General features: G+C 41.6%; 25 protein-coding genes and 1 riboswitch. Of the genes, 8 read left to right on the top strand and 17 right to left on the bottom strand.

Annotated elements, in window-relative coordinates:
• Positions 1–141 precede the first annotated feature (141 nt).
• The gene (locus ACKA06_RS02560; RefSeq protein WP_318293675.1) at positions 142–1,008 is read left to right on the top strand and encodes a mechanosensitive ion channel family protein; all 867 of its coding nucleotides are present in this window, start codon (positions 142–144) and stop codon (positions 1,006–1,008) included.
• 44 nt (positions 1,009–1,052) lie between these two features.
• On the opposite strand, the gene ACKA06_RS02555 is transcribed toward ACKA06_RS02560, so the two are convergent.
• From ACKA06_RS02555 to ACKA06_RS02545, 3 genes are all read right to left on the bottom strand, one after another.
• On the bottom strand, positions 1,053–2,183 hold the full coding sequence (locus ACKA06_RS02555) for an N-acetyldiaminopimelate deacetylase (protein WP_214873964.1): 1,131 nt from the start codon (positions 2,181–2,183) through the stop codon (positions 1,053–1,055).
• Positions 2,184–2,307: 124 nt separating this feature from the next.
• Positions 2,308–3,018 carry a 2,3,4,5-tetrahydropyridine-2,6-dicarboxylate N-acetyltransferase gene (gene dapD, locus ACKA06_RS02550; protein ID WP_032089025.1) on the bottom strand — a complete coding sequence of 237 codons (711 nt, stop codon included), beginning with the start codon at positions 3,016–3,018 and terminating at the stop codon, positions 2,308–2,310.
• Between the two features lie 91 nt (positions 3,019–3,109).
• On the bottom strand, positions 3,110–3,994 hold the full coding sequence (locus ACKA06_RS02545; RefSeq protein WP_032089026.1) for a LysR family transcriptional regulator: 885 nt from the start codon (positions 3,992–3,994) through the stop codon (positions 3,110–3,112).
• Between the two features lie 109 nt (positions 3,995–4,103).
• On the opposite strand from ACKA06_RS02545, the gene ACKA06_RS02540 reads away from it, so the two are divergent.
• The gene (locus tag ACKA06_RS02540; RefSeq protein WP_032089027.1) at positions 4,104–4,829 is read left to right on the top strand and encodes a sulfite exporter TauE/SafE family protein; all 726 of its coding nucleotides are present in this window, start codon (positions 4,104–4,106) and stop codon (positions 4,827–4,829) included.
• Here the strand turns inward: ACKA06_RS02540 and ACKA06_RS02535 are convergent.
• The 3 genes from ACKA06_RS02535 to ACKA06_RS02525 form a co-directional block, all read right to left on the bottom strand.
• Positions 4,818–6,317: an MDR family MFS transporter gene (locus ACKA06_RS02535; RefSeq protein WP_411158981.1), complete on the bottom strand. Its 1,500-nt coding sequence runs from the start codon at positions 6,315–6,317 to the stop codon at positions 4,818–4,820. The genes ACKA06_RS02540 and ACKA06_RS02535 overlap by 12 nt on opposite strands.
• Positions 6,318–6,427: 110 nt before the next feature.
• Positions 6,428–6,865 carry a cyclic-di-AMP-binding protein CbpB gene (cbpB, locus tag ACKA06_RS02530; protein WP_032089029.1) on the bottom strand — a complete coding sequence of 146 codons (438 nt, stop codon included), beginning with the start codon at positions 6,863–6,865 and terminating at the stop codon, positions 6,428–6,430.
• 209 nt (positions 6,866–7,074) lie between these two features.
• Positions 7,075–7,320 carry a YkuJ family protein gene (locus ACKA06_RS02525; RefSeq protein WP_032089035.1) on the bottom strand — a complete coding sequence of 82 codons (246 nt, stop codon included), beginning with the start codon at positions 7,318–7,320 and terminating at the stop codon, positions 7,075–7,077.
• 151 nt (positions 7,321–7,471) lie between these two features.
• Here ACKA06_RS02525 and ACKA06_RS02520 point away from each other — a divergent pair, with 151 nt between their 5' ends.
• A complete protein-coding gene (locus ACKA06_RS02520; protein WP_064565189.1) occupies positions 7,472–8,422 on the top strand; it encodes an MBL fold metallo-hydrolase in 951 nt (316 codons plus the stop codon).
• On the top strand, positions 8,419–8,652 hold the full coding sequence (locus ACKA06_RS02515; protein WP_032089037.1) for a glutaredoxin family protein: 234 nt from the start codon (positions 8,419–8,421) through the stop codon (positions 8,650–8,652). The genes ACKA06_RS02520 and ACKA06_RS02515 overlap by 4 nt, the downstream gene beginning before the upstream one ends.
• 50 nt (positions 8,653–8,702) lie before the next feature.
• On the opposite strand, the gene ACKA06_RS02510 is transcribed toward ACKA06_RS02515, so the two are convergent.
• The 6 genes from ACKA06_RS02510 to ACKA06_RS02485 all read right to left on the bottom strand — a co-directional run bounded on the left by ACKA06_RS02510 (position 8,703) and on the right by ACKA06_RS02485 (position 14,947).
• A complete protein-coding gene (locus tag ACKA06_RS02510; protein WP_064565188.1) occupies positions 8,703–9,197 on the bottom strand; it encodes a DUF3993 domain-containing protein in 495 nt (164 codons plus the stop codon).
• Positions 9,198–9,955: 758 nt separating this feature from the next.
• Entirely contained in the window at positions 9,956–10,195 is a 240-nt protein-coding gene (locus tag ACKA06_RS02505; RefSeq protein ID WP_032089039.1) for a flagellar basal body-associated FliL family protein, read from the bottom strand.
• Between the two features lie 109 nt (positions 10,196–10,304).
• On the bottom strand, positions 10,305–11,528 hold the full coding sequence (locus ACKA06_RS02500; protein ID WP_197670720.1) for an EAL domain-containing protein: 1,224 nt from the start codon (positions 11,526–11,528) through the stop codon (positions 10,305–10,307).
• A 132-nt stretch (positions 11,529–11,660) separates the two neighbouring features.
• Positions 11,661–12,428, bottom strand: coding sequence for a 2,4-dienoyl-CoA reductase (gene fadH, locus ACKA06_RS02495; protein ID WP_032089043.1), 768 nt, complete (start codon positions 12,426–12,428; stop codon positions 11,661–11,663).
• Between the two features lie 121 nt (positions 12,429–12,549).
• On the bottom strand, positions 12,550–12,765 hold the full coding sequence (locus ACKA06_RS02490; protein WP_032089044.1) for a hypothetical protein: 216 nt from the start codon (positions 12,763–12,765) through the stop codon (positions 12,550–12,552).
• Positions 12,766–12,871: 106 nt separating this feature from the next.
• Entirely contained in the window at positions 12,872–14,947 is a 2,076-nt protein-coding gene (locus tag ACKA06_RS02485) for a sensor domain-containing protein (RefSeq protein WP_197495131.1), read from the bottom strand.
• A gap of 219 nt (positions 14,948–15,166) precedes the next feature.
• Here ACKA06_RS02485 and ACKA06_RS02480 point away from each other — a divergent pair, with 219 nt between their 5' ends.
• Both ACKA06_RS02480 and ACKA06_RS02475 read left to right on the top strand, forming a co-directional pair.
• Positions 15,167–15,484 carry a hypothetical protein gene (locus ACKA06_RS02480; RefSeq protein ID WP_411158980.1) on the top strand — a complete coding sequence of 106 codons (318 nt, stop codon included), beginning with the start codon at positions 15,167–15,169 and terminating at the stop codon, positions 15,482–15,484.
• 188 nt (positions 15,485–15,672) lie between these two features.
• Entirely contained in the window at positions 15,673–16,140 is a 468-nt protein-coding gene (locus tag ACKA06_RS02475) for a YkyB family protein (protein ID WP_058298323.1), read from the top strand.
• Positions 16,141–16,226: 86 nt separating this feature from the next.
• Here ACKA06_RS02475 and ACKA06_RS02470 read toward each other — a convergent pair whose 3' ends face one another.
• Entirely contained in the window at positions 16,227–17,129 is a 903-nt protein-coding gene (locus ACKA06_RS02470) for a chemotaxis protein (protein WP_411158979.1), read from the bottom strand.
• Between the two features lie 162 nt (positions 17,130–17,291).
• Between ACKA06_RS02470 and ACKA06_RS02465 the strand changes: the two genes are divergently transcribed.
• Entirely contained in the window at positions 17,292–17,492 is a 201-nt protein-coding gene (locus tag ACKA06_RS02465; protein WP_032089048.1) for a hypothetical protein, read from the top strand.
• Between the two features lie 56 nt (positions 17,493–17,548).
• Here ACKA06_RS02465 and queE read toward each other — a convergent pair whose 3' ends face one another.
• The 4 genes from queE to corA form a co-directional block, all read right to left on the bottom strand.
• A complete protein-coding gene (gene queE / locus ACKA06_RS02460; RefSeq protein WP_321203335.1) occupies positions 17,549–18,274 on the bottom strand; it encodes a 7-carboxy-7-deazaguanine synthase QueE in 726 nt (241 codons plus the stop codon).
• The gene (locus tag ACKA06_RS02455; RefSeq protein ID WP_197671431.1) at positions 18,268–18,705 is read right to left on the bottom strand and encodes a 6-carboxytetrahydropterin synthase; all 438 of its coding nucleotides are present in this window, start codon (positions 18,703–18,705) and stop codon (positions 18,268–18,270) included. Before ACKA06_RS02455 ends, queE begins: the two co-directional genes overlap by 7 nt.
• Positions 18,705–19,367, bottom strand: a complete 663-nt coding sequence (queC, locus tag ACKA06_RS02450; protein WP_411158978.1) for a 7-cyano-7-deazaguanine synthase QueC — start codon at positions 19,365–19,367, stop codon at positions 18,705–18,707. The genes ACKA06_RS02455 and queC overlap by 1 nt, the downstream gene beginning before the upstream one ends.
• Positions 19,368–19,545: 178 nt before the next feature.
• A riboswitch (PreQ1 riboswitch) is annotated at positions 19,546–19,590 on the bottom strand.
• A gap of 125 nt (positions 19,591–19,715) precedes the next feature.
• Entirely contained in the window at positions 19,716–20,711 is a 996-nt protein-coding gene (gene corA, locus ACKA06_RS02445; RefSeq protein ID WP_411158977.1) for a magnesium/cobalt transporter CorA, read from the bottom strand.
• A 135-nt stretch (positions 20,712–20,846) separates the two neighbouring features.
• Here corA and ACKA06_RS02440 point away from each other — a divergent pair, with 135 nt between their 5' ends.
• Entirely contained in the window at positions 20,847–22,004 is a 1,158-nt protein-coding gene (locus ACKA06_RS02440; RefSeq protein ID WP_197670714.1) for an aminotransferase A, read from the top strand.
• Positions 22,005–22,023 lie beyond the last annotated feature (19 nt).

The following is a 22,023-nucleotide window of genomic DNA, read 5'->3' as shown; positions in this document are numbered from 1 at the left end:
TTCTGTTCTGCGAAAGTTGTTTATCTCCATACAGGAGGGGAATAAATCTATAGGCTGTTGACAGGTTTCTTCTTTGACATAACCCATCTGTCAATGTGTATACTATAAAGGTTCATAATTTTATTGGAAAGGATGTTTGGATTGGATTACATACTTGGATTAAATGGTTTAGGCGACAGGATTGCCAATTTCAATTGGGGCGGGCTTCTTGTCACTATAGGAATAGGCGCCTTGCAGATACTGGCGATTTGGATTGCCTTCATAATGGTAAAGGCAGCTGCAAACAAAGTGATTGAAAGAATATTTGATAAGTATAGTAAAAGAAATGACGTTTCCGCAGGCAGAGCACAGACGCTCCAAAGCCTCAGTAAAAACATTGTAGGATATGTCCTGATTTTCATCTTTTTTGTTACAATTTTACAGATATTCGGCATTCAGGTAACGGCGATCCTTGCAGGTGCCGGAATCGTCGGTCTTGCAGTTGGATTCGGCGCCCAGGGACTAGTCAGTGATGTGGTGACAGGCTTCTTCATTCTTTTAGAAAAACAAGTCGACGTCGGCGACTATGTCAGCACCGGGAATTTCTCAGGTATCGTAGAAGAGGTTGGTCTCCGCACTACTCATATCCGGGGATTCGATGGAACGCTTCATTACGTTCCTAACAGGGAAATCACCAGTGTCAGCAATCATTCCAGAGGGAATATGCGTGCACTTGTGGATATAGGGATTTCGTATGATGATGACATCGATAAGGCAATGGTAGTCATGCAGGAAGTGTGCGACAGGATTGCCCGGGAAGACGACAACATTGTGGAAGGTCCGAATGTCGTCGGGGTTCAGACTCTGGGAGCCTCCGATGTGGTGCTCCGCATTATCGGGAAGACGAGGAATATGGAACAGTGGGGTGTAGAAAGAAAGCTTCGTAAAGCATTAAAAGAAGCTCTCGATCAAAACGGTATTGAAATTCCATTCCCTCATCAAGTCTATATTGAAAAGAAAGAGCAATAACAAAAAGGTCCGGCGCCGATACTAACGGCTCCGGACCTTTTCCTTTAATTCTTTCCATTCAGTGATTCGAAATAGTCCGTCAATAACGAGATGGCAAAATCAATCGCGCCTTCATCCGGAACGAGTTTAGAATGATGCAGGCCGTATGGAGAATTCACACCCAGCCAAAACATAAACCCAGGTATTTTCTCCAGCATATAGCCAAAATCTTCTCCGGTCATGGCTTCTTTGCAGATAACAAGATTCCTGTTTTCTGTTTTCTCAATAAACGTAACGAAGTCCTTCGTCCATTTGGGATCGTTGTACACTTGCTGATACATGCTGCCGTAATCAACTTCAATATCACAGTCATAACTGATTTTCATGCCTTCGACCAAAGCTTCCAGCCTCGTTTTCACACTTTTCATCGATTTGGGGGAAAGTGTACGGATAGTACCTTCGAGGGTGGCTGTTTCGGCAATGATATTTTGGACGGTGCCGCTTTCCATCTTTCCAATCGTAATGACCGCACTGTCAAGCGGATCCACATTCCTTGATACGATTGACTGAAGCTGTGTTACAAAATAAGAAGCAGCTACAATCATATCTTTGGTTTGATGGGGATAAGCAGCATGCCCTCCTTTCCCCTTGAATGTGATGAACAATTCAGATGTGTTGGCAAACAGCAGCCCTTCTTTTATCGCCACCGTGCCGACTTCATATTCGGGTGCAATGTGCAACGCGAAAATGGCATCGGGCATCCATTCGTTCAACTCGGAACTATCCAGCATTGGCTGTGCTCCTCCGGGTCCTTCTTCTGCCGGTTGAAAAATGAACAGCAAATCATCTTCTATAGGGGACTGAACAAAATGTGTCAGTACGCCAAGTGCAATGGACATATGAAGGTCGTGGCCGCATGCGTGCATCCTTCCTTCATGAGTGGAATGGAACTCCAGACCTGTTTCTTCCTTGATCGGCAGTCCGTCTATATCGGAACGGTAACCGATGACTCTTGAAGGGTTTGTACCCGGCACTTTTACAAGCAGGCCTGTCTTCCATTTCTTCAACTGATATCGATGTGCAGGCAAATCTGTAATATAATCAATCAAATACTTCTGTGTCTTGAATTCTTGAAATCCCAGTTCCGGGATTTTGTGAAGGTCTCTTCTGATGGTCTTGAAATCTTTAGCAATCATCCTGCCGCACCCTGCCTTTCTGTCACCACTCTAGACAAAAAGAACAGACGAAAGATTTTTCTTTCCGCCCGTTCTTTCATGAGAGTGTTTCTAAAATATGAATTCCAGCTTTTTCGACAGTCGTTTACAGCTGACGAAGCTCCTGCTTGATTTCAGTTTTTGATTTGGTCTTGTCATCGATGTCTTTAAGCTTTTTGGCAGGCGTACCTGCTACAACCGTATATGGTGCCACATCATCAACGACTACTGCACCCGCTGCGACCACTGATCCTTTGCCGACTGTTACGCCTTCCAATACCACGGCATTCGCCCCGATCACTACATCATCTTCAATGATGACCGGTTTTGCTGAAGGCGGCTCGATGACACCTGCAAGCACGGCTCCTGCACCAATATGGCAGTTCTTACCTACTGTTGCCCTTCCGCCTAGGACCACATTCATATCGATCATCGTCCCTGCACCTACGACTGACCCGATATTAATGACTGAGCCCATCATGATGACGCAGTTTTCTCCGATTTCGACCTGATCACGGATGATGGCACCAGGTTCGATACGCGCTTTGACACCTTTTAAATCCAACAGTGGGATCGCTGAGTTCCTGCGGTCATTTTCAAGTACATAATCCTCAATTTTATCACTGTTATCTTCAAGTACCTTGGAAAGTTCATTCCACTCTCCGAATACAACCCCTGTCTTTCCATCAATGAATGTTTGAGAGGAAGCGCCAAAATCGATTCCGTCCAATTCCCCTTTCACATAAACCTTTACAGGTGTTGATTTTGTACTATTTTGAATAAACGAAATAATTTCGTTTGCATCCATCATTTTCATGTATTTCCCCTCCAAAGTTATGTATAAATTCAGATTCTTTCTTGAATTACTTTAACAAATTAAAGGGTAGAAGACAACCCAAAAATCCTGTTTATTGTGAATTTCCATCAAGGAATTCCTTTACGACCTCAACAAATGCACTGACCTGCCTGAGTTCAAAAGCATACTCGTAGCCGAGCAGCCAGGTATCCCTGTGAATGAGGGCATCATGATCATCGACCAGTGGAATTTTATATATATTTTCTTCCATCCCATCATCAAGAGTGATTGCAGGCAGTATGGCATATCCGATTCCATTCAGGGTCATCTGTTTGCAAGTCTCGATCTGATCCACTACGATAGTGCGTTTCGGGGTCGTCTGGAACTGTCGGTGCCACCATTCCTGTATTTCCTGATAGTAATTCGAATCACTCTTGAATTGTATGAACGGTCTGTCTGTTTTCATCACTTCTTCAATTGACTGGATTTCACGATCCACCAAGTACAAAGTGTCCTGGAATAAATGATGTTTCGGGCCTTTCCAATCTGGCGTTCCCCTAATGATACCGATATGTACCTCATCCTCATAGATCGCCTTCAGGATTTCGCTGCTCCACCCTGTCATAAGAGATATTTTTGCGTGGGGATAGGTCTCGACAAAGCGCTTCAGGACTTTCGGCAGCCAGTTCTGACCGACAATCGACGCACAGGCAATCTTTAATGTACCGTGAACCTCATTTTCAAGTGCCTGGATCTGTTCTTTCACAAGTTCCTGCTTCCCCAGCATTTCTTCTGCCAACCTGACGACAAGCTCACCGGCCGGGGTCAGCGTCAATCCTTTTTGTGAGCGGAGGAAAAGTTTGGTTCCCCATTCTTTTTCGATATTTTGCAGCCGCTGAGATAGTGCAGGCTGAGAGACAAACAGTCTTTCGGCTGCTTTTCTCATATTCATTTCCTGGGCTAATACTTGCAGTAATTGATATTCCGTAAATGCCATGCTCATTACCTCATAAGTTTTTCTTATATTATATCTTAAAATAATTAAAATTTCATTATCATTAATATTGGAATACACTTTAAGTACAAAGAACAGCGAGGTGGGAAAAATGGAACTGCTATTGTTTGCAACAGGTATGACTGTCGCTTTTATCGGGACACTTGCAGGAAGCGGGGGGTTGATCGGCATGCCGATGATGCTGCTTCTCGGCATCCCTGTCCACACCAGTATAGCGACTGCAAAATTTTCAAATATCATCAGTTCATCATCAAGCTTTGTTTACTTGCTTAAAGATCGTAAAATAACCCTGAAAGAATGCATCCCCATCGTTCCGATTGCCATTACAGGCGGACTTGCAGGAGCTCTCCTTTCAGACAAGATAGACCCGGAAGTGCTCGAATGGATGGCTTTTTTCTTCTTATTGGGTGCATTGCTCTTAAGCATATTAAAAAGAAACAAGACTGAAAAAGCAGCAGAAGAACATAAGCTTCCTTTTGGTAAACTTTTTTTGATCAGCAGCTATGACGGATTATTCGGCCCCGGCCAGGCCACTATCCTCATGTACACATATTTAAGGCACGGTTTCTCTTATTTAAAGACCGTTGCATTGACGAGGTTCCAGACCTTTGTCAGCTGCCTTGGGGCATTCATCATGTATTTGGTCAATGGCCATGTCGACTGGATGACTGCTGTCCCTTTTGCTTTGGGTGCTTTGATCGGCGCTCAGCTCTCTGTCAGATTGGCATCTAAAATCTCCATTAAACAAGCTGGGATCTTATTGAATATCATTACGTTGATCCTTATCTTACAAGTTGGACTCCGCCTATTTCTTTAAACTCTTGTCTTTTGGGATGAACATGATTCCGATAAGACTGAATACTGCAAAGAGAAGGACGACAAGGTAGACGGTGTGTAGTGATGATGTCAAACCGTCCTGAAGAGTTTGTATCAGCTCGGGGCTCATTGCTGCCCTCTCTGATTCGCTTAATAAAGCATTCACCCCATCTATTGATAGATCACTGTCTGCATTCGTCTTTTGGAGATAGTCCTGCAATCTGCTGTTCAGGATCCCTCCAAGGAGTGCTGCACCTATCGTGGTCCCAAGGTTTCTCATAAACATATTCGTTGCTGTCGCGATGCCCCTTACCTTCCATTCGACAGTGGACTGGATGGAAACGATAAAAGCCGTGGATGAAAGCCCCATCCCGACCCCGATTAAAAAGGAGCCTGATGCTGCCCATAACGGCCCGTATGAAGGCTGCATAAACACAAAGACAGCTGCACCCGCCACGAGTGCAATCCCCCCAATCAAAGAGGTGATGAAATAACCGGCCTTTATCAGCAGCCGCCCTGCAATCGTTGCTGAAATCGGCCAGCCTATCGACATGGCTGTGAGGGTGAATCCAGCAACAGTAGCGCTTCTTTCCATGACTCCCTGTACAAAGGCGGGAAGAAAACTCGAAATCCCAATAAGCATGATACCAGTAGTAAGTGACACCACATTCGCTACGAGAATGGACCTTACTTTCCACAAATCAAATGGCATCATAGGCTGGGGTGTCCTCATTTCATGATAAACAAACACAGCCAGACCCGTGACAGACAAACCGATCAGAAGGATCGTCTGCCAGGAATCCCACGGCAGGCGCACACCCCCTTCTACCAGTACAAACATTAATGTGGATACGGTCAGCACAAGCAATGCGGCACCGCCGTAATCAATTACAGGTTTCTTCTTCTCTATATCCTCATGCAGGAATAACCATAGGCCTGCAATGGCGAGGATTCCCAACGGGATATTGATCCAAAAGACAAACCGCCAGCTCACATATTCTACAAGAATTCCTCCGATGAGCGGTCCGCTGATTGCCGAAATCCCCCAGACACTCGACAGATAGCCTTGTATTTTTGCGCGTTCCTCTTTTGAATAAATGTCACCGACGATCGTCGTTGCCATAGGGAGCACCGCGCCGGCACCGAAACCTTGAATAAACCTGAACACGATGAGCTGTGTCATTGATTGGGAAAACCCGCAAAGGATCGAACCAATCAGGAAAATGATGATGCCCACTGTAATGATCGGTTTCCTCCCAAATAGATCCGATAGCTTCCCATAGATCAATACCGTAACAGCATTCATTAATAAATATGCAGAAAATACCCAACTGTAAAGTGAGAACCCACCCAGATCCCCTACGATCGCTGGCATGGCGGTAGAAACGATCGTAGCTTCAATCGCTCCCATAAACATTGCAAGCATTACTGCTCCCAGTACATATGGTTTTTTTGTCTGTTTAATAGTTTTCTTCCCCAAACTGCTCATATCGTTCTCCTTACATCATTCTTCATTGAAAGAGGATGACACGTAATGCCATCCTCCCCGCTCTGCAAGCAGGTTCACCCTGCCCTCCATATAATCTCCCCCAAAAAATATCAGGAGGTATAGATATTGCGTTTTAACTGCTTCAACATCACTCTTCTTGTCAAAATCCCTTCAAAAGAATCATCTTCTGATATCACACACAGAAAAGGATGATTGATCAGCAGCTCTAGTGCTTTCTTAAAATCAGAATCCAGCGAAATGGAAGGGAATTCCCCCGTCATCACTTCTTCAACTTTCATTGATTCAAGCCTTTCAAATTCAAAGCGCTCGAGCCCCAGCACTGCATCTGTTATTAACGAGGAACTGATAAGTCCTTGCAAACGAAATGCGGGATCCAATATGGGTATAGAAGAATATCCGCTCTTAGTGAGAAGCAGCAAGGCATGTTCCAGGGAGTTCCCGATCTGGACATGAGCGACTTTCTCTGATGGAATGATAAAATCTTTAATGTTCGTTTCTAAAAATTCCTTACTATTCAATGAAATCATGCAAAACCCCTCATTTTTAATGTTTCATTTACCTTGTTACTTTTTTAAAAATCATGTTGTTTTAAATATCAATTTTTCAGCAAGTGCCAAATTAATTTTAACACATGAACAGAAAAATGTTGTAATAATCAATCCTAAATTACAATAAATGGGTAGAATCCAAAAAAAATAACCAAATAAGATTAAGATCTCATCTGGTTATCTTTGTATTATTCTTGATTTGCTTCCTGCAGCAATTCATAAATTTCGATTGCCGTGATGTCGATGTTGTCAAAAGGAAAACTGCTCCCTTTTTCATTCATGACTTCAATTTCAAAGGTATCCTGTTTCGGCAGATACTTTACCTCACAGATCTTCTTTCCGTTGTATTCAAAAAAACGCTGTTGAGTTTCCCCTTGTTCACCTTGTTCTTGCAATGTCTTTAATCTTTGTATGATTCCAAGAAGCTGAGACATAAGCAGTCTCTCCTTTCCTGTTCTATTTCTTTTTTCATAGCTTTTGCATTGTACCAAATTCTATCCTGTTAAATCTAATGTTTTGCCCTAATCACCTGAAAAATCCTATATAATGAAAAGAAAGATAACTGTTAAGAAAGGATTTGTTACGATGTGTATCGAGCATTTGGATTCTAGGATATCATTAGTCGACCTGATGGATTTGTCATTAAAAGGACGTACCGGAAGCTATATCATTCACGAAGAATCGCTTACGATCATTGAAACATCTGCCAGTCCCTCAATTCCTTATCTAAAAAAAGGTCTCTCTAAGTTAAACATTAAATTAGAAGATATTCAATACATAATTCTGACCCACATCCATTTAGATCATGCCGGAGGAGCAGGTCTGTTCCTGGAAGAGTGCCCTTCAGCGACAATAGTCGTCCACCCAAAAGGGTACAGGCACCTGAATGATCCATCCAGGCTGGCTGCAGGTGCAAAAGCGGTTTACGGAGATGATTTCGAACGATTATTTTCTCCAATCAAACCCATACCAAAAGAACGGATGGTGGTTAAGGGGCACGGGGACACTTTAAGACTCAGTGAGACATGTACGCTTACCTTTTATGACACACCTGGTCATGCCAAACATCATTTCAGCATTTACGATCCAGTGTCAGAAGGTATGTTCACAGGTGATACCTGTGGAATACAGTACCGGACTGAAGGAAAATCCTTTTATCTCCCTTCCACTTCCCCAAACCAATTCAGCCCTGGTGACATGAAGGATTCCATTCAGTTTTTCAAGGGCAAAGACTTGAAACGAATCTACTTTGGGCATTACGGCATGTCAGAAGAACCGGCCCATGCTTTAAGCGAAGTTGAAGTGTGGCTGGATCAGTTCATGGCCATGGCCGAAACAGTGTTTTCTTCCAATGCCTCTTTCAATGAGAATGTTGAGAAGCTTTCCATTGAGCTTTTTAACATGGTGAAAACTTCATTCTTCCGCAGCGGTGCTGATCCGGATCACCCCATGTTTAACTTATTGAAACTCGACATGAAGGTTTCAGCGATGGGGATCGTCGATTTTTTAACCAAGAAAGGAGAAATGAAACGTTGAAACATGTTACGTTGTACACACAGCCTGATTGTCCTCCATGTGAGGTGGTCAAGCTTTTCATGAAAGAATATAAAATCGAATACATTGAAAAAAATATTAAGGAAGACAACGAAGCAAGAGATTACTTAATAAAACAGTTAAAGGCCTATTCGACTCCTACAATCACCGTAGACGATACAGTCATAACCGGGTTCGATTTGGATGGACTCAAAGCAGCATTGGAAATATGAATGATTTCCAGAAAAAAAAAAGATACCTCGCGTGGGTATCTTTTTTCTGTCTATTTAAGATGATCCGGTATTTCATTTGTTATGGAAGCTACCTTCCAGTTTCCTTTTTCCTTTGTTAAAACCACTGCTTCCACTCCTGAAGCTGTGCTTACAGGACCTTCATCTTCCCCTGTACGCTCTTCCCATATGTACCACTTTCCGTTTTTGTAATCAACATTGGTGGACTTGTCGTAAGAAAAGAAAGGAATATAATGCGGTGCAAAGTCTGAACCGAACGTCATATAGCCTCCTTCTGCCATTACAACATTATCTTCTATGAATGAGTTTGTCAGTTCCTCCGTAAATGATTCGTTAAGCTGCTTTTCGATGTCCTCCATCGGTTGAGGCTTTTCACTTAAAGAAACCTGGGTTTGGAATGCTTCCTTCACCATAGCCATTGCCTGCTTGTCTGTGAACGTGGACGCCTGTGTCTGTTTGACTTGTCCGCAAGCTGCTGAAACGAGGCCGATGATCAAAACAAGGATAAATAATTTGCTTTTAGCCATTTTATTCCCCTCCTTAAAAAAATAGGTGAATCTATTGTAGCAATTGAACTTTGTCGATTGGCTAAGTTTTGTTCGAAAAATAACAACACTGATTGACATCTTTTTCACTTATTTGCCATTTTCCCGGATATCTATATGTTAAACACGAAGAATACTGGAATATTAAACCAACTTAAAAAAAGGGATATAGGAGAATAGGCTTTTTTTCCGCTATTGATTTCCATGCAAGATTTCGATTCGGCGGACGGGCGCTGCGTCTCCTGGCGTTCTTGAAGCAGTTGATGTCAAGCTTGGACGAGAGCGCCTCGAGGTGATGATCTGTTTTATATGGAGGTTTACGGAGGTTAAAGGCGTTCTTAGTGCAGTATATGGAATAGTTGTATTCGCCCCATCAGGTTTAATGAGCATCTTGGGGCTCTACAAGCGGTAATGCGGGCTTTGGAACGGGGTGAATAGGGAGGGATTTTTGGGGAATCTTTTAATTTTGGCCCTTAATCTTTCGAAAACTGGACTTTTTCTTTCAATTCGGAGCAATAATCTTCGAATTCAACGGGGAAATCTTTGAATTTTAAGATTTATTCCGTCACTTACCAAAAAAATCCAAATAACTGGATTCCTCCCCCCCCTTCTGGTCTAGGCTTGTCGCCTCTAAGCAAGCCGCCTCCGATTCCCGATTTAAAGGTACACTGAACAAATTAAAAACCAGAACTAATTTGCCTGACCGCATGCAAATTAGTTCTGGTTAACTTAGACTAATATCAATAGGCAAATTTAAATGATAGATAAAGGATCATGACTACCACGAAAACAGTAAAAACTAATATCGCCAGGAAGACCGGATTCCGCATAAAAGGATGCGCCTTAACAGATTCCGGTATGTCTGTGTCATATTCACCCTTTAACCTTTTTTCCTGCCCAGCGACTCTAAATGTATAATAAACTGAATAACCTGCCACTCCCACAGCAATCAAAGTGAGCAGTATAATATAAATACTCATCCATGCCCCTCCTTCAATTTTCCTTTAATGATAATTTCCCCTAATGGAAACACACTATTCAAAGAAATATGAAAAGGCAGGCAGCTGAATAAAGATGTCAAAATGCCGCTTAATAAAGAAGGCTTTCCTCTTCAAATAAAAATTCGTAAGACAGATCGATGAACAGGTACATGCCGTCACCGTACGGATATGAATAAGTTCGGATCGGCTCACCCGAATCGATATCACTGTAGATATCAGACAATAACCCCTTTTTGTTTATTCTCATCCTGATGATATTTTCCAAGAAATAAGGGCGCCAGCTCCAGTTTTTTCCTTTGAAGCGTTCGTGAATTTCCCATTTGCCATGTACTTTCAAAATATTGCTGGTGACCTGGAACCCATTTTCATCGCACATATACAAGCGGAAGCACTTATCCGTAAATGCGTCAGCAAGTCCGGTGAGCAGTTGATCATAGTCTTGTGTCTGTTTCTTCAGAAGTGTCAGTATACGGTTGATTTCCTTATGTAAATCTTCAGCAAATTGATATCCTGCCTCTAAATGCTTTTTTTCGTAGCGGATGAAATTCTGGCATCTCTCTTTTAATTTGTCTTTAAGGATGTTGGATTGCACGAATTCATTTGAAGGATGCCTGAGGTAATAACCCTGGTAGTACCTGCCGCCATTCAACCATGCGAACTGCAACTGATAATTAATTTCGATATGCTCGAACAGGAGGGATGCACCGATTTTTCTTGCAAGCACCGATAAACTGAATAAGATATCTTTATACATTTTATTCCCTGCATCGTTACGGAGCTGTGAAAGATCGACCTTAATGATATCTGGAGAAAAAAGGGACAGTCTGTCAAGTTCACCGATATTCCCCTTCACATTGTCAATGGCTACTTTTATTCCATACGTTTTATAATAGAGCAATACATGTACAAGCTGTTCAAAATCACCCTGAAATGTCTTCTCGGACAATTCCAGCACAATGCGGTTCAATTGAAGTCCTTGCGTTTTAAAGGAAAGCATCTGCTCAAGGAAGGATTCACCATGGTCAAGCATGAGGAGCCTTGCATCCTTGTTTATAAAAATCAGTCCCTGCTGATCGGATTTAATGAATTGGCGGATGGCCTCTGCCGTCACTTTCTGGTCCACTTCGATTTTATATTCGTCAGGAATATCATTCCCCTTAAAAAAAGGACCAAGGCTCACTGCCTCGCCATTGTCCTTGAGAATTCTTCCCAGCACTTCATATCCGATTATCTTATGTTCATCAGCACTGAAAATCGGTTGATAATAAGGAATGACCTTGTCAATATTGCTAATTACATCCAATGGATCCATGTGCACTCCTCCAACCTGATACATTTTTTGCATAATTATAACACATGATGGAGTCGAATTGTCATTCGTTTATGATTGAAAAAAGAGATAAAAAAAAGAATGCCCCGCATCGTGAGCATTCCGTGAAAGATATCAAAACGGAAATGGGTTCAACCATTGCCCGCCATCCAATGTGATGCATTCCCCATTCATGTAAGCAGCTTGTTCTGAAGAAATGAAGTAAGCAAGTCCTGCAATTTCTTCGGGTGTCCCCAGTCGTTTTAAAGGGACGCTTTCAATCGTACGTTTGGCAGCTTCTTCTGAGGTCCATAATTTTTCTGCCCCTCCAGTACGTTCAATCGGTCCAGGCGCGATGGCATTGGTACGAATTCCATACTTGTGACCCCATTCGACTGCAAGGGTCCTTGTCAAGGACAAGACGCCCGCTTTTGCTGCAGCAGAGTGAGCTACCCCGGCTCCGGCATTCCAAGCATATGTAGCCACCATATTGATGATCGAGCCTTTATGATTTTCTTTAATCCAATAATTGCCCACTGCATTAGAACAATAAAAGGTCCCATTCAAGACGATATCAATGACTGACTTCCAACCATTTGGAGACAATTTCTCCACAGGACAGATAAAATTCCCTGCTGCATTGTTGATCAGAACATCAATTTTCCCAAACTTTTCTGTTGTAAACTTGACCATAGCCTCTGCATGCTCCGGCTCTCTAACATCCATCTGGAACACGTCAATTTCTCCCTGAAGCGAAGCAAACTCTTCTTTTACAGATTGAAGTCTCTCCTCATTACGACCAGTAATGACGACGTTAGAACCTTTTTCCAGAAAATACTTTGCCATGTATTTCCCCATTCCGTTGGATCCCCCGGTGATAATGACCGTTTGTTTTTCTCCCATTTTTTCTCCCCCTTAAAATGAATGAATATTCACTCATTATCTTACCACATCTTTTTCCTAATCAGCCAGCTTTCTTACAAAAAAAGTCCGGTACATGATTTTAAATGTACCGGATCTTTATTTAACTATCCTGATTATTGACAATCGCTTCATGAAGCTGAGCCAATGCTTTAATAATCGTCTTATTCCTTCTGTATCCTTTTGCTTCAACAGAAACATTATGAAATGTAACGCAGACCTGACCAAGAGTTCGGGGCGTATGAAAGCCATAAACATATACTTTTACCGTCCCTCTATCGGTGGGGAGAAAAAGGATTTCCATTTGCTTCTTCTTCATCTAATCCCTCTCCTTTATTAACTTGACTCTTTTACCTAACTGTGGTGACCTCACTTAAACATACGTGATATCACCCGAAACTGTCAAATTAATGGATCGAATCATACTAAGCATAAACATAATGCTCCAATTCTTCGGGTACTTTTGGTTTACTGAAATAAAACCCCTGTGCTTTTTGGCAGTTTGCTTCTTTTAAGAAATGGACCTGGCCCTCTTCTTCAACACCTTCAGCAATCACTTCCATACCAAGACTGTGAGCAAGATGGATGATCGTAGTCGTGATGGCGGAATCTTTTTGACTGGATCCGATTTCCCTTACGAATGATTGGTCTATTTTCAGAATATCAATCGGAAACCTTTTCAGGTAGTTCAGCGAGGAATAGCCCGTGCCGAAGTCATCCACAGAAATGAACACACCCAATTCTTTAAGTTTCTTAAGTACTGACAAGGTTTGCTGGGTATCCTGCATGGCTCCTTCCGTAATTTCGATCTCCAGGCATTCAGCCGGAATTCCATACTTATCAAGGTACTCCCGGATCGTATCCACCAGCTGTTCCTGCTGAAACTGTTTTGGGGAGATATTGATCGCGATCCGAACATCCTTATTCCCTCTTTCCCTCCAGTTTCTGAGCTGAAGGCATACATGCTCGAGCACCCACTCACCAATACCGTGGATAAGGCCCGTTTCTTCCGCCAGCGGGATGAACTGACCCGGCGACACAAACCCGAACTTCCGGTTATTCCAGCGTATCAACGCTTCGAAACTGTCTACAGTGCCGGATGAAAGGTTGATCTGAGGTTGATAATGAATGGACAGTTCCTCTTTCTCAATCGCTTTTCTTAAATGTGATTCCATGATCATATAATTCGGAAAACTTGATTCCATGTATGTTTGATAAAATCTGTAATGGGCCCTGCCTTTTTCTTTCACCTGGAATAGTGCCTGCGCCGCTTTTTGGATGAGAGTGTTCCCGTCAAAGCCATCTGCAGGATACCTGCTTATCCCTATGGAAGGACTGATGTAAAACTCCTGCCCCTCCATCAAGAATGACTGTTGAAATAAAGTCAGTACTTCCGTCGCTTTTTCTTTTGTTTCCTCAAGGCTGCTGTTTTTCAAAAGGTAAATAAATTCATCACCGCCCTGCCTGTAAAGAAGGCAATTATCATTCGTCAACGTCGTTAACCGCTTTGTGATCTTATTAAGCACCCGGTCACCACCTGTCAATCCCAGCGTGTCGTTCACAAATTTAAATCGATCAAGGTCCAGATACAATACCGAGAGCTCACGGCCCGAATCTTCCATGGATTGAACGAACAAGGGTAGATGCTCATCTAAAGCTTTACGGTTCCAAAGACCGGTTAATTGATCATGCAGTGCCATGTAATGGATCATTTCATTTTGTTCAAAAGAAACAGTATTATCTTTGATAATGATATAACACCCGTCGAATTTCTCCTCCACTACAATCGGTACAGCTTTGATGCTTGTGATCTTGTCTTTTCCTGTCACCGTATTCAGCATACAATGTTCCAGTGTAGACGGTATACCGTTTGAAGCCTTTTTTAAGGCCTCTTCTAATTCCTTCTTGACCGATGAATGAAAGAGATCATAAATTGCGGAATTCACCATTTGGCTCTTTTGATACCCTGTCAATTGACAGCCTGCAATATTGGATTCCTTTATTACCCCGTTTGAATCCAATATGAAAATGGCGTCCAAATTATGTTCGATGATTGACTTATACCTATTCCTTGCATTTGAAAGCCTTTTCTTTTCTCTCATGATTGGAGTAACGTCTCTCGTAATACAAACAACATATTCAATTTTTCCCAATTCATTCTTTATAGGGGTCAAGATCGACTCGTTTATCATCTGTTCCCCGCCCGGCAGCTCGACAGTGTCCCTGAAAATGATTGTCTCCTCATTCTCCACCAGTTGAACATACTTCTCTTTTATATGCGAACCAAGCCCTCCTGTAAGCACTTCATCCAGCAACCGTCCCATATCCTCATTTTTTATATCTGTGCTTTTCCTGGCTGATTCATTTATATATACATAACGAAAAGAAGGTCCCTCTTCGACTTTCATTATAAAAATCATGTCATTTATATATTCCAATACAACGTCTTTTAAAACAACGTCTAATCTATCATTATCTTGTTTCCTATTTAGTGCCTGCATGAATTTCATCCTCATCCGCTTATACTTGTTGATTCTTTTATCCTACATACATTGTACTAGTAAATGGATTCGTTTCCTATAAATATGTAAGAAAATTCAATATTTATTGCGTTTTATTTATCGGAACCGGCAAATTCCCCTATTTTGCTTTTTCATTTAATACAGGCTCACAGTGATTAGCAAGACCATATAATAATAAGAATAGAGAGGAGGTTATTCATGTATCGTCAGTCGTTTATTCCTTATAATACCTATAACTACCCTGCCATGAGAGGATACGATCAACGTTTCTTTCCTTTTTTCGGCCTTCCGTTTTTAGCAGGTGGTTTAGCAGGTTTAGCCATCGGCCCGCTGTTATTTAACAGACCATGCTGCCCGCCATATTATCCGCCTTATGGTGGTGTCCCATATGGGGGAGTACCTTATGGAGGAGTCCCTTATGGAGGAGTCCCTTATGGAGGAGCGCCTTACGGGAACACTTTTGCTCCTTCCCCGAGTTATATGACGGAAAATATCAACATCTACCCGCAAAGGTAAGCTGTTAAAAACTTGAATTAACTTATAAGAACTGGTCAGTTAATGATCCAGTTCTTTTTTTAAATAAATCGCGGCAAAGAATATAAAGAAAAATACCAGTTTTCTAACAATAGATCCCTACTCCTACTTTCCATTGATAGAAAAAGAAGGTATAATAGTAAGGAATATAGTAGAAAGGAGCCAAAAACTTGAGAAATACCAGTAATGATACCCCTTCCTCCACATCAGTAAATACCCTCTCTCAAGCTATTTTCACTGTTAATCGTCATGCAAAGACTGCCGGTAACCCAAAATACTTGTATGCACTGAAGAAGCGTGCATTGATGAAGATGATCCGTGAAGGTAAAGCAAAAAAAGTAGGACTCCATTTTTCTAACAATCCTAAATTCAGCCAGCAGCAGTCGGATGTCTTAGTTGATTGCGGTGAATACACCTTTCACATACCGCCTTCCAAAGAAGATTTCAAGCAGCTCCCGCACTTGGGGACACTCAATCAGGCAATAAGGAACCCGAGAAGTAAAATGGGGCTGCACCAGGCAAAGGGCATCTTGGAAGACTATACAGGAATGTCCGATTCCGAAGATAAACACAAAAGACCAAGGAAAAACAATTATCAAAAACCTGTATTCAAAAAGCTGGGTGACAGCTTCTTTTAATACGTTCGAATTTTAGCGCTTTAAAGCGAATTCCTTTTTTGGCAGATGGCTGCATGTTTCAAAAGCATGCAGCCATTTCTTATATTTCACAGTACGTACTGATCAATTTTTGATATCAGTTCTGCTATTTCAGGTTTACTGACTTGATCTTCTGCCCCCACCAACTCACCCTTATGCCTCAAATCATTTGTAATCAGCGAGGAAAATATAATGACCGGCAGTTTCTTTAATACAGGATGACTTTTGATTCGCTTTGTCAGATGGTGACCGTCCATTTGGGGCATTTCAACATCTGTTAGAACCAAACCGACAGAATCTTCAATAGATCCAGAACCTTCTGACAGTGATTCTAGATAAGCAAATGCATCAGCTCCGTTCTCAAAAAATTCAATTGAATCGTAGCCCGCTTCCGTCAGGGTTTCATTGAGCAGTTTTCGGAGGAGCGGTGAATCTTCAGCTGCCACGATTTTCTTATTCCTTCTTTCCCTTTTACCCAGTTTTTTCACCTGATCAATATGTATCCCTGATTCCGGGTTGATTTCCACCATAATACTTTCGAAGTCAAGCATTAAAACCATTGAATCCTCACGTTTTACTACTCCAATGATCCCCGACTTGATTCCGGAATACATTTCAGAAGGTTTTTCAATCTGATTCCAGGAAATACGGTGAATCTGAGTCACATTATGAACATGGAAAACCACTTTTTGTTTATTGAACTCGCATACGATGAATTTTGACTGGGGAGAGTCTTTTTCTTGAAGTCCAAGTACTCTGGCCATATCCACCACTGGAAGTACTTCCCCCCTTAGTTGAATCAATCCCTTTACATGGGTATGAGAGTGAGGGACGGGTATGACCGCGGCCGGTTGAATGATTTCCTTCACTTTAATTACATTTATTCCGAATTTATTTCCTTGAACTTCAAATTCAACCATTTCAAGTTCATTTGTGCCGCTTTCGAGCAAGATACCTTTAGAATCATTCATTTTGATACGTCCTTCCATTCTTGTTAACAACGATAAATACCTTACCTATTTTATATCGAACAATATCTGCATTTTTTTACACATCAACGCATTTTAAAGGTGATAAAAATTTTTACATACTTGTTTTTCTTAATCAGCAAACTAAAGCCAGGAGGTGTATATATGCCTGAGAGAAGAGATGTGGAGAATAGAAGGATCCTTGATTTTGATGAGATAACAGGTCACATTTTGCCTGCACAGTATTCAAATCCTCTGGTTGCGATAAGCAAGAACAAAGAAGGTCATGACGACTTTGACGAAGTTTTTTATGTTGAAGGAAAAAGCAGCATTGACCAGAGTCAAGATGAAAATGCAAGAAAGTGAAAGACGTTCCAACACAAAAAGCGATTGAAGAACTCAATCGCTTTTTGTGTTTCTCTCTATACCCCCCGCTTATTTCCCCATACAAGCGTATGCAGCTGCGGGAGAACCCTTACATTATTCAATTCGTCATCCATAGATACTTTATCGATCAATATTTCAAAGTCATTCAGCAAGTCTGAAACCAATTTTTCAGTGTTTTCTTCAGCAGTTTCCGGATTTCCCGTTTGAAGGTAAAAAGGCACTGATGGATAACGTTTATGCACTTTCTTTGCATATTGCATATCCCCATCGTTGAAAATCACCACTTTTAAGCTGAATGCAGAATCATTGTCATTTAATTTTTGAATGATTTCATCCAATTTATTGAAATCTGTTATCATGTTTGAACTTGGCGGTTTTGGTGATATCGTTAAATCATCAATGTCATAAAACCAGTCCTGCCATCTGCTTCCTTGTGTTTCCAAGGCGGACTCAATTCCGTTTTCCTTAAAAATGTCGAGCAATTCACCTAAGTTGGATAAAAGTGCAGGATTCCCCCCGGAAATCGTCACATGGGAGAACCTTTTCCCTCCAATCTCACTCAGCTCATTCCATATCTCCTCTGCATTCAAAAGCCTTATATCATCTTTTGCTGATCCGTCCCAGGTAAAAGCCGAATCACACCATGAACAACTGTAATCACATCCTGCAGTCCTTACAAACATCGTCTTCCGGCCGATTACCATCCCTTCACCTTGAATAGTCGGACCGAAGATTTCTAATACGGGGAATTTTTTCATGATACTTTCCCCCTTTTTGGCCTGTATATGACATAGGATGTGGGCGTTTCCCTTAAGAACACTTGAAGGCACACAGGACGGTGTTCCAATGTATCTAAATGCCCCTGGATGATTTCACATACAGTTTTCGCCACGACTTCAGTAGTGGGGAATTTCAAAGGATCTTCATCTGAAAAAAGGCTGTCCTCGTTTAACAAGGTGTGGTCAAAACGTTTATGGATCAGTTTCTTGATATGTTTGAAATTTATGAGGAAACCTGAGTCATCCAGTTGATTTCCACCGATTGTGATATTTGCGTAATAGGTATGACCATGCACCTTTTGACAGGCACCTGCATCTTTATGCGGGATATAGTGAGATGCAGCAAAATGCATATCCTTATTCAGTTCAAATTCATACTCATGAGTAGGAGACGGATAAATTTGCTGAAGCATCATTCCTCTCCCCCTTGTTTCTTTAGTAAATATTGATTCAGACCTCTTTGCCTCAATTCACATGCGGGACATTCACCGCACCCGTCACCTTTCACTCCGTTATAGCAGGTTAAGGTGTTTTCACGTATATAATCCAGTACTCCGAGACGATCGGCCATCTCCCAAGTCTGGGCTTTATCAATCCACATCAGCGGTGTGTGAATCACAAATTGTGCATCCATCGAGAGATTGAGTGAAACATTCAATGATTTCACAAAGATATCCCTGCAATCCGGATAGCCGCTGAAGTCCGTTTCACAGACCCCCGTTATGATATGTTTAGCACCGATCTGCTTCGCCAGCACCCCGGCAAATGAAAGAAACAGTAGGTTCCTCCCCGGAACAAATGTAGAAGGCAATTCCCCTTCCTCATGTGTAATGGCTTCATCCTTCCTTGTCAATGCACTCGGAGCCAGCTGATTCAATAGACTCATATCAAGCGTATGATGTGCTACATTTAAATCCTCAGCTATTTCTTTTGCACAATCCAGTTCAGCTGCATGCCGCTGCCCGTAATTGAACGTGACCGCTTCAACTTCTCTGAATTCCTTTTTTGCCCAGAACAGGCATGTGGTGCTGTCCTGTCCCCCGCTGAATACAACCAAAGCTTTTTCTTGTTTCATTATGATTCTCCTCTCTTTTTGCAGGCATCAACTTCACCTTGAAAAGAAGAAAAAAAGATTCCTTTATTTCTCTATAATCATGCTTTTCCCTCTGAATATCTGATACAACAGAGCGAAACTGTAAATGACAGCTATGAAAATCCGCTTAAACAAAAACAAACGACACCAAAGGATGCCGTTTCCCTTAGTTTTTTATAGAGGGTTGTGCTAGAACCTCTCGGGAATGTTCCTATCCCAATTCTTCTTTTGTCCTCAATCAATATAACGCGTTTTGAAATAAAAATCCACCGTTTTCCCGTATTTTTTTGCTAACAAGCCATTTAGCGAGATCCAAAAAGCCGATTCGGTTTATTTAAGCTTTAGCAGCCTTTTTCTTCTCCTTCTTTTTCTCCCACCAAATTTCAACCAGCCGATTTTTACAAAGAAACCGAACATGACCGCTGCAATAAGAGCCATTACTGTCAGGACAACGAAGTATCCGTTATGTTCATTCAGCTCCGGCATGTATACAAAGTTCATGCCATAAAGGCCAGCTATGAATGTAAGAGGCATGAAGATAGTAGTGATGACGGTCAGCGTCATCATGATATTATTCATTTTGTCTGAATTGATGGATAGATAATTATCCCGGATATCTGCGGAAAATTCACGATAGGATTCCAGCATTTCAACTTGCTTGATCAAATGGTCATATACATCATTAAAATACAGTTGTTCTTCCTTCAATGAATTCAATCTGCTTGAATTACTGATCCTATATAATAAATCCCTCATTGGAATGAGCGTCCTTCTCAACTTGGACATTTCATGGCGGATATCGAATAATTCATCCATCAGATTTGAATCGGATTCTTCATTCGTATTCTCTTCTATTGTATTCAGCCGGTCTTCAATGCTGTAGATCAACGGAAAGTACTCATCGACCAGCCTGTCGATAATTCCATGCATGATGGTGAACGGAGTCAGCTGTGCACCTTCTTCACTTACCATCTTCCACATATGATCGATTTGATTTACCGGTTTCTTATGAAAAGTAACGATAAATCTGCCATTAACAAAAAGATTCACTTCGTATGAATCAAGTGTATGACGATTTATCGCATGCATCAGCACAAAAATATATCCATCATAAAAATCCAATTTAGGTCTTTCACTAAAGTCATCCAGACAGTCTTCTATAGCCAGCGGATGAAACTGAAAGAAACGTTTCATCATGCGGATATCCTTATCTGCAGGTTCGCTAAAATCGACCCAGTACCATTTAACATTGTCTTCCTTCACCCTTGATAAAGGTATATCCTGAAGGATGTCCCCATTATTCAAAATTGCCGTCGTCCTGATCATTGCTGCTCACCTTCAATGCCATGTTATTTTCTTTTCTAACCATTCCCTGATTCTAATCGATTCAAACAAATGCATTCCTTTACTGCAGTAAAAGATGATAAAATATGTAGCAAATGAAAAAAGCAGGTGTGTATATTGGAACAATACTTGAATCCTAACGTGAGAAATATCAAAATATCAGGCATACGAAAATTTTTTAACTTGGTCGCTGATATAGAAGGAATGATTTCACTGACGATTGGCCAGCCGGACTTCCCGACACCTCTCCATATAAAGGAAGCAGCCAAAAATGCAATCGATGATAACTTCACTTCATACACCCATAATGCAGGATTTCTTCAGCTGAGAAAAGCGGCTGCATCTTTTATGAGCAGAAAATATAATGTGCATTATCAACCTGAATCCGAGGTGATCGTCACGACAGGGGCTTCACAGGGAATAGACGTCGTGCTAAGGACAATATTAGAACCTGGGGACGAGTGTCTTCTTCCTGGTCCTGTATATCCCGGATATGAACCAATCATTCATTTATGTGGTGGAAAAGCTGTACATATAGATACCACAAGTAACAATTTCAAGGTTACGGCCGAATCAATCGAGAAGCACATTACAGAGTCTACAAAATGCATCATCCTTCCTTACCCATCAAACCCGACCGGAGTCAGTCTTGATGCAGAAGAATTGAAAGAAATCGCAGCAGTGCTGAAAGACAGGAATATCTTTGTATTGGCAGATGAAATTTACAGTGAACTGACATTTGAAGGCGCTCACCGATCCATAGCTGAATACCTTAAAGAACAAACCATTTTGATTAATGGACTATCCAAATCACACAGTATGACAGGCTGGAGAATAGGGTTTATTTTTGCTCCTGAATCCATCAGCAAACATCTTTTGAAGATTCATCAATATAATGTGTCCTGTGCCTCTTCGGTCTCACAAAAAGCAGCGTATGAAGCTTTGACAAATGGAATCAATGATGCAGTGGAAATGAAGGAGGAGTATAGGGTCAGAAGAGATTATGTCTTTGATCGCCTGAAAGAAATAGGATTTGAAGATGTTGTGAAACCGGACGGCGCATTTTATTTCTTTGTGAAAATCCCGGAGCAGGTTAAGATGTCTTCATTTGAATTCGCACTTGCGCTTGCAAAAGAGCAAAAGGTGGCTGTCGTTCCAGGTGATGCATTCTCAAGCTATGGTGAAGGCTACGTAAGGATTTCATATGCATGCTCAATGGAGCAATTAAAATCAGGTCTATCAAGGATTCAGTCCTTCATTGACACTAACATTTAAAAGAGCAGACCTTGGTTTC

The sequence above is a fragment of the Rossellomorea oryzaecorticis genome, from assembly GCF_045897515.1.
GTDB lineage: Bacteria > Bacillota > Bacilli > Bacillales > Bacillaceae_B > Rossellomorea > Rossellomorea enclensis.
This window is presented reverse-complemented; position numbering and strand designations above follow the sequence as displayed.